General features: G+C 70.2%; 11 protein-coding genes. 5 read left to right on the top strand and 6 right to left on the bottom strand.

Translation table 11 applies throughout. The features are described from left to right. Window positions 1-43: 43 nt before the first annotated feature. The 4 genes from ON26_RS11030 to ON26_RS11015 are packed head-to-tail and all read right to left on the bottom strand — an operon-like array spanning window position 44 to window position 4,799. On the bottom strand, window positions 44-1,777 hold the full coding sequence (locus tag ON26_RS11030; protein ID WP_051026936.1) for an ABC transporter permease: 1,734 nt from the start codon (window positions 1,775-1,777) through the stop codon (window positions 44-46). After that, window positions 1,774-2,934 carry an ABC transporter ATP-binding protein gene (locus ON26_RS11025; protein WP_040795975.1) on the bottom strand — a complete coding sequence of 387 codons (1,161 nt, stop codon included), beginning with the start codon at window positions 2,932-2,934 and terminating at the stop codon, window positions 1,774-1,776. The genes ON26_RS11030 and ON26_RS11025 overlap by 4 nt, the downstream gene beginning before the upstream one ends. A 1-nt stretch (window position 2,935) precedes the next feature. Further along, window positions 2,936-3,733, bottom strand: coding sequence for an SDR family NAD(P)-dependent oxidoreductase (locus ON26_RS11020; RefSeq protein ID WP_051026935.1), 798 nt, complete (start codon window positions 3,731-3,733; stop codon window positions 2,936-2,938). Between the two features lie 28 nt (window positions 3,734-3,761). Next, window positions 3,762-4,799: an ABC transporter substrate-binding protein gene (locus ON26_RS11015; protein WP_040795973.1), complete on the bottom strand. Its 1,038-nt coding sequence runs from the start codon at window positions 4,797-4,799 to the stop codon at window positions 3,762-3,764. Between the two features lie 149 nt (window positions 4,800-4,948). On the opposite strand from ON26_RS11015, the gene ON26_RS11010 reads away from it, so the two are divergent. Both ON26_RS11010 and ON26_RS11005 read left to right on the top strand, forming a co-directional pair. Further along, a complete protein-coding gene (locus ON26_RS11010; RefSeq protein ID WP_040795972.1) occupies window positions 4,949-6,892 on the top strand; it encodes an oxidoreductase in 1,944 nt (647 codons plus the stop codon). A 56-nt stretch (window positions 6,893-6,948) separates the two neighbouring features. After that, window positions 6,949-8,274, top strand: coding sequence for an FAD-dependent oxidoreductase (locus tag ON26_RS11005; protein ID WP_040795971.1), 1,326 nt, complete (start codon window positions 6,949-6,951; stop codon window positions 8,272-8,274). Window positions 8,275-8,329: 55 nt separating this feature from the next. Here ON26_RS11005 and ON26_RS11000 read toward each other — a convergent pair whose 3' ends face one another. Beyond that, window positions 8,330-9,895, bottom strand: coding sequence for an MFS transporter (locus ON26_RS11000; protein ID WP_083884006.1), 1,566 nt, complete (start codon window positions 9,893-9,895; stop codon window positions 8,330-8,332). Window positions 9,896-9,985: 90 nt separating this feature from the next. Here ON26_RS11000 and ON26_RS10995 point away from each other — a divergent pair, with 90 nt between their 5' ends. From ON26_RS10995 to ON26_RS10985, 3 genes are all read left to right on the top strand, one after another. Next, window positions 9,986-11,014: an NADP-dependent oxidoreductase gene (locus ON26_RS10995; protein WP_040795969.1), complete on the top strand. Its 1,029-nt coding sequence runs from the start codon at window positions 9,986-9,988 to the stop codon at window positions 11,012-11,014. A gap of 80 nt (window positions 11,015-11,094) precedes the next feature. Continuing rightward, entirely contained in the window at window positions 11,095-12,366 is a 1,272-nt protein-coding gene (locus ON26_RS10990; protein ID WP_083884005.1) for an AMP-binding protein, read from the top strand. A 25-nt stretch (window positions 12,367-12,391) separates the two neighbouring features. Next, window positions 12,392-12,640 (top strand): hypothetical protein, encoded by a 249-nt coding sequence (locus ON26_RS10985; RefSeq protein WP_040795967.1) that lies wholly within the window; start codon window positions 12,392-12,394, stop codon window positions 12,638-12,640. A gap of 4 nt (window positions 12,641-12,644) precedes the next feature. Here ON26_RS10985 and ON26_RS10980 read toward each other — a convergent pair. Then, on the bottom strand, window positions 12,645-12,850 hold a 206-nt coding region (locus tag ON26_RS10980), incomplete at its 5' end, for a hypothetical protein (RefSeq protein ID WP_040795966.1).

Below are 12,850 nucleotides of genomic sequence, written 5' to 3'. Positions count from 1 at the left end.
GGGATCCCGTTGGCGCGAAAGGGATCCCGGCCTCGGTCCCGGCTCAGAGCTTGCTGAGCACGTTGCGTCCGCCGACCGCCATCGCGGCCGCGACGCCAAGGGTGGTCACCGCGGTCATCAGCAGCGCCATCGCCGCCACCAGCGGGTAGGAGCCGTTCTGCCACAGGTCGAACAGCAGCGTGCCCATCACCTGGGTGGTGGAGGCGCGCACGAGCAGCGAGGCCGCGAACTCGTGGGTGAGCAGGATGAACATCAACGCCACCGCGCTGAGGATCGTCGGCCGCATCAGCGGCAGCATCACCCGCAGCGTGGTCACCCACGGCGAGGCGCCGCTGGTGGCGGAGGCCTCGGTGTAGGTGTCGCCCAGGGCGAGCATCGCGGTCATCTGCATGCGGGTCGCGAAGGGCAGCATCAGCACCACGTAGACGAGCACGATGACGGTCTTGGTGCCGTAGAGGATGAACGGTGGCTCGGTGTAGGTGAGCAGGAAGCCGACACCGAAGATGACCGCGGGGATGCCCAGCGGCAGTGCGGTGATCATGTCGCCGATCGTGGCCAGCACCCGGTAGCGCTTGCCGCGCACCAGCAGCGTGGCCATGACGTAGCCGATGGGCACGCAGATCAGCACCGCGCCCAGCGAGGTCGACACACTGGTCACGACCGACTCCACGATGCCCGCGTCGGCGGCGAGCTCACGGAAGTTGTCCAGCGTCAGCAGATCCCAGGACAGGGTGCTCGACCAGTACGGGGTAAGCGAGACGATCACCAGGCCGACCAGCGGGACCACCAGCGCCAGCAGCGCGTAGGCCACCAGCGCGAACACCGCCAGCGGCGAGCTGCCGTTGCTGGGGTTGAACGCCTTGCCGCCGTGGGTGACGAAGCGGGTCTGGTTGCCCAGCAACACCTTCTGCACCAGCACCAGCGCCAGGCCGAAGATCACCAGCGGCGAGCCGGCCGCGGCGGCGGCGGCGAAGTCCGAGGGCGATTCCGATACCCGGCGATACATCTCGGTGGTGAGCACCTGCACGCCGTAGTTCTGTCCGAGCAGCAGCGGACCGGTGAACTGACCGAGGCCGAGCAGGAACGCGATGCCGCCGCCGTAGATCAGCGAGGGACGCAGCAGCGGAAGCACCACCTTGAAAAACACTCCCGTAGTGGACGATCCGCTGATCTGGGCGGCCTCGAGGTGCTCGGAGCTGATGTTCTGCATGCCCGCGCTGACGAACAGGTACACGAACGAAGTGAGGCTGAAGCCGGTCAGGATGATGATCCACGGGACGGTGTAGACATCCACCGGGCCGGTGTCGCTGCCGCTCCACCAGGGCAGCTTGCGCAGCAGCACATTCAGATAGCCGGGCCCGGGCGAGAGCAGGAAGGCCCAGCCCACGATATTGGCGACCGAGGGCAGCACGATCGGCAGGATGGGCACGATCTTGAGGAAGCCGAGCCGATCCGGCAGCCGGCTCGCGGCATAGGCGAGCAGGGTGCCCAGCACCATGGCGATCACCAGCGAGCCCAGCGCCAGCGCGATGGTGGTGCGGATCGTTTCGCCGATGTCGTAGCGCCCGTACTGGCTGCGATATCCTTCGCCGCCGTTCTCGAACGCCAGCGCCTGCAGCCGGATCATCGGCAGCACGACCAGATAGCCGAGCACGGCCAGCAGGGCGATGTAGCCGATCCGGGGGCGCCACCGGACGGGCACGGCGAAGGACCGGCGACCGGGCGCGGGCGCCTGCGGCTCGGTCTCGGGACGGTCCAGGGTGGCCGAGGTGGTCATCGGGTCTCTCCCGCGGCGACGGTCTCACGCGCGGCGGGCGCGGCGACGGGCCCCTCGGCGGGGAATACGCGCAGGCTGGCCGGCGAGAAGCTGACCACCACCGGCGCACCGGGCTCACTGTTGCGCAGCGCCGGGCCGTGCTGGGCGGCGGGCGCGCGCAGCATCAGTTCCGAGCCCGCGGACTCCACCGTCACATCGAAGTGCGTGCCGCCGTACTCGTATCCGGTCAGCCTCGCGTGCAGCGGCACATTGCCCAGCGGCACATCCTCTTGCGAGGAGTGCAACGCCAGATCCTCGGGGCGCAACCTGGCCACCGCGGCATCGCCGCGGTCGGCCCCGGAGGCGACCACCGCGTGGGTCAGGTCGACGCCGTCGCCCGCCTCGGTCTCCCAGCCGTCGTGCCCGCGACGCAGCGCCAACCGGTTACCCATGCCGATGAACGCCGCGACATATTCCGACACCGGGTTCTCGAAGACCCGTTCGGGGGTGTCGTACTGTTCGATCTTGCCGGACTTCATGATCGCCAGCCGGTCGCCGAGCGCGAAGGCCTCCGCCTGATCATGGGTGACGAACACGGCGGTGAAGCCGAGTTCGCGGTGCAGCCGGTGGATCTGGGTGCGCACCTGGTCGCGCAGCCGGGCGTCGAGGTTGCTCAACGGCTCGTCGAAGAGGACCAGATCGGGCCGGGCCACCAGACCGCGGGCCACCGCGACGCGCTGCTGCTGGCCACCGGAGAGCTGGGACGGATAGCGGTCGAGCAGCTTGCCGCAGTCGACCATCTCCGCGGCGGCTTCCACCGCCCCGCTGTTCAGCGCGGATTTCAGCTTGCGCACCTTCAGCGGGTAGGCGATGTTCTGACGGACGGTCATGTGCGGCCACAGCGCGTACGACTGGAAGACCATGCCGATATTGCGCTTGTGGGCGGGCACATTGGTGCGGCTCGGGCCGTCGAAGACGGTGTGGTCCTTGAACCTGATGGCGCCGTCCTGCGGGGTCTCCAACCCGGCCAGGCAGCGCAGGGTCGTCGTCTTGCCGCAGCCGCTGGGGCCGAGCAGGACCAGGAACTCGCCCTCGGCGATCTCCAGGTCGAGGTTGTCGACCACGACATTGGACCCGTAGGTCTTCGTGAGGCCGGAAACTGTGAACTGCGATGTCATCTCATGCCTTCTGGGTCTGGAGACGGGGAGTGCGGACGCCGGCGGCGAGACCGCCGTCGACGAGGATGTCGGTGCCGGTGACGTAGCCGCTCGCCTCGCCGGCGAGGAAGGCGATCACCTCGGCGACCTCCGCGGGCGCGCCGCGCCGCAGCAGCGGGATGGTGCGCACGTAGGCGGCCACGTCGTCGGAGGCGAAGCCGGGACCGTCGGTGATGTCGGTTTCGATGCTGCCGGGGCACACCGAGTTGACCCGGATGCCGCGCTCGGCCAGTTCCAGCGCGGCCACGCGGGTCAGCGCCCGGACACCGAACTTGGCCGCACCGTAGGCGCCCAGCTCGGCGGTGGCCAGCACGCCGCGCACCGAGGACACGGTGATCACCGAACCGCCGTCGCTCATCCCGCCCGACGCGGCGCGCACAGCGAGGAACGTGCCGATCAGGTGCTGGTCGACCATGCGCCGGAACTGGTCGAGCGAGGTCTGCGCCAGCGGCGCCTTCATCGCCGTGCCGGCACAGTTGACCAGGACATTCATCCGATGCCCTGCCCACGACATCTCCGAAACGACCGCTTCCCAGTCCGATTCGGACGTCACATCGAGGTGCCGGTAGAGCGCCGAGCCACCGAGGCGATCGGCTCGATCGCGACCCGCGGCATCATCGACATCGGTGAGGTACACCATGGCCCCTCGGGCGACGAGCAGGTCGGCGGTGGCCCCGCCGATCCCCCCGGCTGCGCCGGTGACGAGTGCGTTGACGCCGCGCAACGGTTCCCCCGCGGCTACTGGCTGGACAGAGTCCATGACGGTCCTTTCTGGTCGGCGCGTGGGGTCAGCTCTGGAACAGCCGCGACCACTGCTGGGAGTACTCGTCGACCTTCTGCGGCGTCAGGTCGGTGGTATCGGGCAGCGTGATGTCGGCGGCCCGGGCGACCGCACCCGGCACATCGGGCAGCACCGAGGCGTAGCCGGAGTTCAAGGCGATCTGCCCGGCCGGGGTGGCGATGAAATCGACCAGCAACTGGGCCGCGTTCGGGTGCGGCGCAACCTTCAGCGCGTGCGTGTACCACGGTGTGCCCCAGGGCTTCTCCGGGAGCTTCCAGCCCACGGGCGCACCCGCGGCGACCTCGGTGACCAGCGGCTGGACCGACGGTGTGGCGATGATCTCGCCGGAGGACAGCGCCTGGGCGATGCCGAGCGCGCTCGGATACACGCGCGGCTTCAGCGCGGCCAGCTTCTGCCAGTAGTCCTCGCCGTAGGTCTTGGCGTAGTGCCGGTACAGATCGACGTAGGAGGCGATCCCGGTCGGATTGACGATGCCCACCTTGCCCTGGAATCGGGGATCGAGCAGGTCCAGCGGGGAGGACAGACCCCCGGGCACGGCGTCGGTGTTCCAGCCCATCGCGAACACGGCCGCACTGCTGAGCACGAAGCGGCCGTTCAGCACACCGTTCTCGGCGCGGAATTCCGGCGCGTCCAGCGACGGGCTCAGCAGATCGGTGGAATAGGCGCCGGACTCGGCGGCGGCCGCGATCCAGCCCGCGTCGGTGGTCATGTGCACGTCGGCGGAGCCGCGCCCGGTGCGGTTCTCCGTCTCGACCCTGGGGGTGATGTCGGGATCGGTGCCGCGCACGAACTCGAGATCGATACGCGGGTAGGCCGCCTCGAACTCCTTCTCCAGCACCTGGAGGTTGGCCGGCTTCTGACTCGTGTAGAGCAGCACCTTCCCCTCATCGTTCGCCGCGGCAACCACGTCGTCCCAGGTGCCGTCGACGGGACCGGTCGAGGAAGGCGAGCCGCCACAGGCCGCGGCGAGCGCGACGGTGGCCAGGGCGGCGACGGCGGTAGCCGCCTTACGAAGCTTTTTCATGCGCGATGCGTCTTTCCCGCGGGCCCGGTGAACGTCGGTCGACGTCCACCAAACTGAACTGATGTCAGTTTGAAAGTAAGGCCCTCCGGCTGTGGTGTCAATCACCTCCTCCTGGTAATTGTGAACTGAACCCAGTTCGAGGAGGCGGTATGTCATCCCATCTTTCCACCGGTCAGAAAATCGGCCGGCTACAGCTCCGCAATCGACTCGTCGCGACCGCGCACGGCTCCGGCGCGGTGACCGACGGCCTGGCCCAGCCGGGCGACGACGACTACTGGCGGCGGTGCGCCGCGGGCGGCGCGGCCATGGTCATCGCGGGCGGCACGGTGGTGAGCCCCGAGTCGGCCAACCGCGTCGGCAATATCACCGAGGCGTGGCGCCCCGAGGGGATCGATGGCCTGCGCCGCCGGGCCGCGGCCATCACCGGCGAGGGCGCGATCGCATGCTGCCAACTGGTCCATCTGGGTCGCGAGACGCTCGGCGCCGAACTCTGGGAGCATCCGGTCGCCCCGTCCGCGGTGCGCTCGCCCCGCGAACCGGTGACCGCCCGCGAACTGACCGACGCCGAGGTCCAGCGCATCATCGACGACTTCACACTGAGCGCCCGGCACGCCACCGACGCCGGCTTCGCCGCCGTCGAACTGCATGCGGCGCACGGCTACCTGATCGCCCAGTTCCTCTCTCCCGCGACCAACCACCGCCCCGGCGCGGAGACGGTCGAGGGCCGGGCGAGCCTGCTGCACCGACTGCACACCGCGATCACCGCCGCCTGCCCGGGACTGGCGCTGGGCGTCCGGGTCTCCCTGGAAGGGGCGGTCGAAGCCGGGCTGGATCTCGACGGGCTCGCCGAATTGCTACCGCTGCTGGACCGGTTCGACTACATCAACGTGACAGCCGGCGTGCGCACCACCTACGTGCGCGACATGGCCACCGCCACACCTCCGCTGCTCTCCGCGCTGCCGGTGCTGCGCGCGGCGACCACCCGGCCACTGCTGGTCTCGCAGGCCTTTCGCACCCGCGCCGAGATCGACGCGGCACTGGCGGCGGGCGCCGATCTGGTCGGCATGGCCAGGCCGTTCATCGCCGACCCGGATATCGCGGACAAGCTACTGCGCGGCGACGACCATCGCATCCGCCCGTGCGTGTCCTGCAACGAGGACTGCCGCTCCTTCACCCCGGTCCTGCTCTGCTCGGTGAATCCGGATCTGGCGCCACCCGGCGAAACCGCCCGGCCGGCGCGACCGTTGCGGCTGGGCCCGCCACCGGCGTCCACACGCCGCATCGCGGTGGTCGGCGCGGGCCCGGCCGGATTGGAGGCCGCCCACCGGCTCGGGGCCGCGCGCAGCGAGGTCACCCTGTTCGAGGCCGCGCCGGAGATCGGCGGACAGTTGCGCGTGGCCGCCGCCGCACCGAATCGCACGGGCTGGGCGCGTCTGCTCGAGTTCTACCGGCACAATCTGGACGGCGTGACGCTCGAGCTCGGCCACCGCGTCACCGCCGCCGATCTGCGCGATTTCAGCGATGTGGTGCTGGCCGTCGGCGCGGCCGAGTCGACCTCTCCCGGGGCGGACAGCGCGACCGAGACGATCGCCCGCCCGCAGCGCGTCCGGCCCGGTGAGCACGTCGTGGTCGTGGACGACGGCTTCGGCTGGTGGCTCGGCGTCAGCGCGGTCGAAGCGGCGCTGGCGGCGCGCGCGGGCCGGGTGACGATACTGGTGCCCGGTCCCGCCGTGGCGGCGGGCATTCCCCCCGAGAGCAGGGTGCAATTGCGCGGGCGCTGGGCGGGCGAGCCGGTACATCCGCTGGTCGAGTCCGCGTGCGCGGCGATCGACACGACCGAGGCGGGAACAGCTGTCACGGTCCGAAATGTGCTGTCCCACGAGGAAACCCGGCTGTCCTGTGATCGGGTGGTGCGGGTCGGGGAACGACGAAGCGCGGACTGGCGGGAGTTCACCGCCGCGCTGCCCTCGACGCGGTTCCACGTGGCAGGCGATGCCCTCGTCCCCAGGCGCGTGGCACACGCGGTGTCGGAGGGTCGAGCCGCCGCGGCCGAGATCCTCGGGATGATTTCAGTGCCGAATGTATTGAACTGACTTCACTTCTTGTCTAATGTGACCGGCAGCACAAACCCTGAAGCTAGGAGGCACGCATGTCGCGGATCCATACGGACGTTCTCGTGATCGGCGCGGGAATGGCCGGACTCACCACGGCCGCGAGGGCCCTGTCCCGAGGGGCATCGGTCGTCGTGGTGGAGAAGGCACCGGCCGTGGGTGGTTCCGCGCTCTTCGCCGGCTATGCCTGGACGGCGCCCGACCACGAGGTGATGGAGCAGGTGAACCCCGACGGCGATCCCGCGCTGCGGCGCGCGCTCGTCGACGGCTTCGCCGACGGCGTGGACTGGATCCGCTCGACCGGCGTCGAGGTCGCCGACGCCGTGCCGATCCTCGGCTACGGGCGCGGGCACGCCTTCGACACCAACCAGTACATCGACGAGTGCCGCCGCCGCGTGGTCGCCGACGGCACCCTCTTCCTCGGCGCCGAGACCACCGAACTGCGCACCAGCGAGGGCGCCGTCGTCGGGGCGAACGTCCGACTGGCCGACGGAACGCTGTGCGAGATCGAGGCGGGCGCGACGGTACTGGCCACCGGCGGCTTCCAGGGCGACGCCGAACTCGTGCGCGAGTACGTCCACCCCGCCGCGGACACGATCCCCTTGCGCTCCAACCCCGTCAGCGCAGGCGCCGGCCTGCGCCTGGCCGAATCCGTCGGCGCCGCTACCGGAACGCCGCGCTCCGGCTTCTACGGCCACCTGGTCCCCACCGAGGTCGAGTTCCGCGACTCCGGCGACTTCGTCGCGCTGTCGCTGTACTACAGCGAGCATGCCCTGCTGTTCGACCTCACCAATCGCCGCTTCACCGACGAGACCCTCGGCGACCACCTCACCACGGTGGCACTGATGGATCGCCCCGAGGCCCGTGGCCTGCTCATCGCCGACGAGCGCGTGTACCAGCAGTGGGTGCTCACCAGTTACGTCGAGGGCGCCGTGGCCATCGACAAGGTCGACCTGACCAGCAAGCGCGGCGGACGCTGCGGTGTCGCCGCCGACCTCGACGAACTGGCCTACCTGCCCGAGGAATGGGGCTACGACGGCGCCGCGATCGCCGAGCAGATCCGCGCGATCAATGCGGCGGGCGCCGACGTGCAGCCGAGTCGGCGGAAGGACTCGGCGCCGCTGGATCAGGGCCCCTACTACGTGATCGAAGCGCGCCCCGCGATCACCTTCCCCTTCCACGGCGTCCGCATCGACGCCTCCGGCCGCGTCCTGGCCGCGGCGGGCGGCGTCGTGCCCGGCCTGTTCGCCGCCGGCTCCGACACCGGCGGCCTCTACGACCACGCCTACGCCGGCGGCATCGCCCCCGCCCTGGTGTTCGGCCTGGCCGCCGCCGACGCGGCGGCGCCCGTCACCGTCGGCTGATCTCCGGAAAAAGCGCCGTGCCTCGCGAAACCCGTGCGGAACGGCGCTTTTCACGCTAACGGTGGCTCGGCTCCATGAGCACGCGGATCTCGGGCGGCCCGTCCAGATGTCGAGCCACCCGCTCGCGTAACCGGTACTCCGGCACCGTCATCCGTTCGGTCTCCTGTGCCAGATAGTCGGTGTGGTTGCGGAACACGCAGTACTCCACGAATGTCGCGTCCGCGTCGGCCGGGCGCAGCAGGACGCAGCGCAGCGCGCCCAGCCGCAGCCGCGAAGTCCGCTGTGCGGCGATATCGGCGAGGAACTCGGTGAGCCCGTCCTCGGTGACGCGATAGGTCGTCTCCACGGTGACCCGGCCGGATCTGCCCGCAATCTCGATCGGAGCGGACACGATACCGGCGGAGTCGGGAGCGATGCCGTCGCCGGGGCGAATACCGTTGCGCAGGATGCCGATCGCCGACACCGCCATCGCCGCCGCGGCAACCAGTATCGCGGGCACCAGGCCGAGCGCGTCGGCCAGTCGTCCCCACAGCAGCGCGCCGACAGCCTGGCCGCCCTGGAAGACCACCATCACGAACGCGATCACCCTGGTCTTGATCCACGGCGGCACGACCGAATGGGCGGCGATCATCCAGGTGCTCTGTACCCCGACCCACGCAGTCCCGCCCAGCACCATGAGCGCGGCGGCGACATCGATGCGGGTGTTGAGCGCCAAGCCCAGCAGCACTACCGCATAGGCCGCCGAACCCAGCGCGACGAAGTGGTTCCAGCTCATCCGGGACCGCAGCGGCATGATCGCCACCGTGCCGACCACAGCGCCCACCCCGACCGCGCCCGACACCAGGCCGAATTCCACCGTGGTCGCCCGCATCCGCTCGTCGGCGACCACGGGAAGCAACGCCCACAGGCACCCCGCCGGCACCCCGAAAGCGGTGGCACGCACCAGCAATCGCCTGGTCCAGCCGCTGTGACGGATGAATCTCAGCCCGGTGGCCAGCGATTCGCGCACGCTCTCGCGGCGGGGTTCACGCCCCGAGGAGGCAGGCACGTAGCGCGCGGAGAGCGCGGCGCAGACGCCGAAGATCACCGCGACGGCGATGAACACCGGGTTCGCGCCGAACGCGGCCAGCACCGCGCCACCCATCACCGGCCCGAGCGCACGCGCGCCGTTGACCACCGCGCCGTCGACGGCGGGCACGACGGCCAGCAGATCCGGCGTCACCAGTCGCGGCATCAGCGCCTGCCAGACGACCACCGTCGTCGCCAGTCCCGCGCCCGCGACGAACACCACCGCGGTCAGCACCGGCGGCGAGCCACCCGCCAGGATCGGCACCGGCGCCACGGCGGCCAGCGCCAGCGCGGTGCCGACGAGCATGCGCCGATGACCGGCGGAGTCCACCACCGCCGCCACCGGGAGCGCGAGCAGGAAGAACGGCAGACTCGCCGCCAGCTGCACCGCCGACACCGTGCTCGCGGATTCGCCCGCGGTGGTCAGCAGCCACTGCGCGACGGTCACCAGCATCCACATGCCGACACTCACCCCGAGCTGGACCAGCAGCAACATCCGCAGTCGAGGGACACGCAAGGGAGCTGTGAAACCGGGTGGGGCAGAACGGCTCATCGGGGCGATCCTTTTCGTCTACGCTAGAAAATGAATTGAACTCATCTTAGGTATGCGGGTGTCGTGACGGCGCCGATTCGGAGGTATCCCATGGCCGTAACCAACCGACAGCTGGTGCTCGCCCACCGTCCGGCGGGCCGCGTTCGCGAAACCGATCTCGACCTGCGCGAGTCGCCGATACCGGCGCCCGGCCCCGGTCAAGCCCTGGTCCGCAACACCTGGCTGTCCATCGACCCCTCCGTGCGCATCCGCCTCGGCGCCACCACACCGCCCGGCTACCTGCCGCCGCTCCGTCCCGGTGAGGCGCTGACCGGCTTGGCCCTCGGCGAAGTCGTCGCTTCGCAGCGTGCCGATCTCCGCGTCGGCGACCTCGTCTCGCACCCGCTCGGTTATCGCGACTACGCGCTGATCGGCGCCGGCAGCGACACCATCGGCGGCTATGGCAGCGCCACCGCCATCGACCCCGGCGGGCTTCCGGAGCAGTGGTTCCTGGGTCCACTCGGCAGCGCCGGACTCACCGCCTACGCGGGATTGACCGAAGTACTCGAATTGCGCGAGACCGACACCGTATGGGTGTCCGCGGCCGCGGGCGCGGTCGGCGGCATGGCCGCCCAGCTCGCCCGGCTGCGCGGCGCCACCGTGATCGGCTCCGCGGGCAGCGCGCGCAAGGTCGAGGACCTGCGCGGCGACTTCGGCATCGCGGCCTTCGACTACCGGTCGCAGCCGCCGCGCGAGGCGCTCGCGGAACTGGCGCCGGACGGGATCGACGCGTACTTCGACAATGTCGGCGGCGACCACCTGATCGCCGCCCTCGACGCCATGCGGCCGCACGGCCGGATAGCGCTGTGCGGTGCGGTCTCCGCCTACGACGGCGGCGCGCCGACCGGTCCGGTCGATCTGTTCCCGATGGTGTCGAAGCAGTTGCGGATGCGCGGTTTCCGCGCGGGTGCGTTCACCCATCTGGAGCAGGCGATACGCGCCGAGATCGGCGAGCACCTGCGCGCGGGCAGGCTGGTCCATCGCGAAACGGTGTTCGACGGCCTCGGACAGGCCGGACGAGCGCTGTGCGCGCTGCTCGCCGGCGAGACCTCGGGCAAGACACTGTGCAGGCTCGGCTGAACACACGCGGACGGGTGTCGTTCGAATGCCCGACACCGGGAAACCGTTCGGTTCGTTAGTCTCCCGCGTGAGGAGTGTCGATGCCTACTGATGAACCCGCGGTGCCGGAGCCGCAGACCCTGCCGCACGTGCTGAGCGCGGCGGTCGGGCACGATCCCTCCGCCACCGCAGTGGTGTGCGGGGATCGCCGAATCAGCTACGGCGAACTCGCCGCCCACGCCGCGCGCCTCGCCCGGCGCCTGACCGACCGTGGCATCGGGCCGGGAACGCTGGTCCTGGTCGCGCTCCCCCGCTCGTTCGAAGCCATCCTCGCCTGGTGGGCGATCGCCGAGACCGGCGCCACCTTCGTACCCGCGGGCCCGAGGCAGTATCCCGACCGGGTGGCTTATGTGGCCGAGCATTCGGCGGCACGATTCGGGCTGACCTCGACCCGCGAACGCGCGGGCCTGCCCGAATCCGCCGAATGGATCCTCCTCGACGACCCCGAAGTCCTTTCGGCGCCGACGCCATCGGGGCCGCCTCCGCGCGCCGAACAGATCCGGAAGCTCGATCCGGACGAGATCGCTCACATGCCCTACTCCAGCGGCGGCACCGGCGCGCCGAAGGGCGTCCGGCTCACCCAGCGGTCGCTCACCATCCTGGCCAACGCCTACCGGAACCGATTCGACGCCGACCGCAACTCCCGCGTCATGCACATCGCCGCTCCGCACCACGACGGGTGGCTGTTGGAACTGCTGCTCACCTTCGGATCGGCCGCTACGGCAGTGCTCGCTCCGCCGACCGTCACCGCGGGCGAGGAACTCGCCGACCTCATCCGCCGCGAGCACATCAGCCACGCCTACCTCACCTCCGACGAACTGCTCTCGCTCGCCCCCACCACTCTGCCGTCACTCCAGTGCCTCCTGCTCGACGGCCGAGACCTCCCCGAAGGCCTCACCGCCGCCTGGTCGGCGAGCCGCCACCTCTGCCTCACCTACGGCACAGCGGGCATGGCCGTCGCGATCAGCGGCCCGGCCACCGCCGCCGCCGCCGCCGACCACCGTGAACTCCTCGGCACCCCCGTCGAGACCATAACGGCGCACGTACTCGACGAGAAGCTCGAGCCCGTCCCCTTCGGAGCCGTAGGCGACCTCTACCTCTCGGGCCGACCGCTGGCCACCGGCTTCCACCACCGCCCCGACCTCACCGCCACCTACTTCATCGCAAACCCTTTCGCCCACAACGGATCCCGCATGCTCCGCACACTCGATCGAGTCCGATGGGTCTCCGCCGGTACCGGACCGGTCATCGAATACGTCGAGGGACCGTTCCACGTCGTGATCCGCCCCCGGCGCAGGTCCCGCGCGGGGTGACGACGGTCCTGATCCAGGTCTGTCGGTGGTTGACTTCGGCGGTGGCGAAGCTCGAGGCCGATGGCCTGGTGACGCGGGGCGGACATCGACGGGCCGGTCGATCGCCTCCTCGATCCGCACCTACGCCAACAACAACCGCTACCCGTGGACGTACAACCACGTCGACATCACCTGCCACCCGAAGGGCGGCCACTTCATTCCCTGGGAGATCCCCGGCGAGTGGACCGCCGACTTCCTCGGGACATTCCGACCCTTGCTCAACGAGCGAACGTGAAGGCTCACACCAGGTTTCGCGGGATCCGTCGGTGCCGGTTCCCGGAATGCACGCGGGTCCGCACCGATCGCGGGTCGTCGGCCGGATCACCCAGCTCGTAGACGTCCAGCTGGGCGTCGAGCCGCTGCTGTCCTGTGCCGTTGTCGATCTCCAGGGTCGAGACGCCGGTGGCCAGGTCGCATCGGTCTGCGCGCCACTCGCGATTGCCGC

It is taken from the genome of Nocardia higoensis NBRC 100133 (genome assembly GCF_000308595.1).
Lineage (GTDB): Bacteria > Actinomycetota > Actinomycetes > Mycobacteriales > Mycobacteriaceae > Nocardia > Nocardia higoensis.
This window is presented reverse-complemented; position numbering and strand designations above follow the sequence as displayed.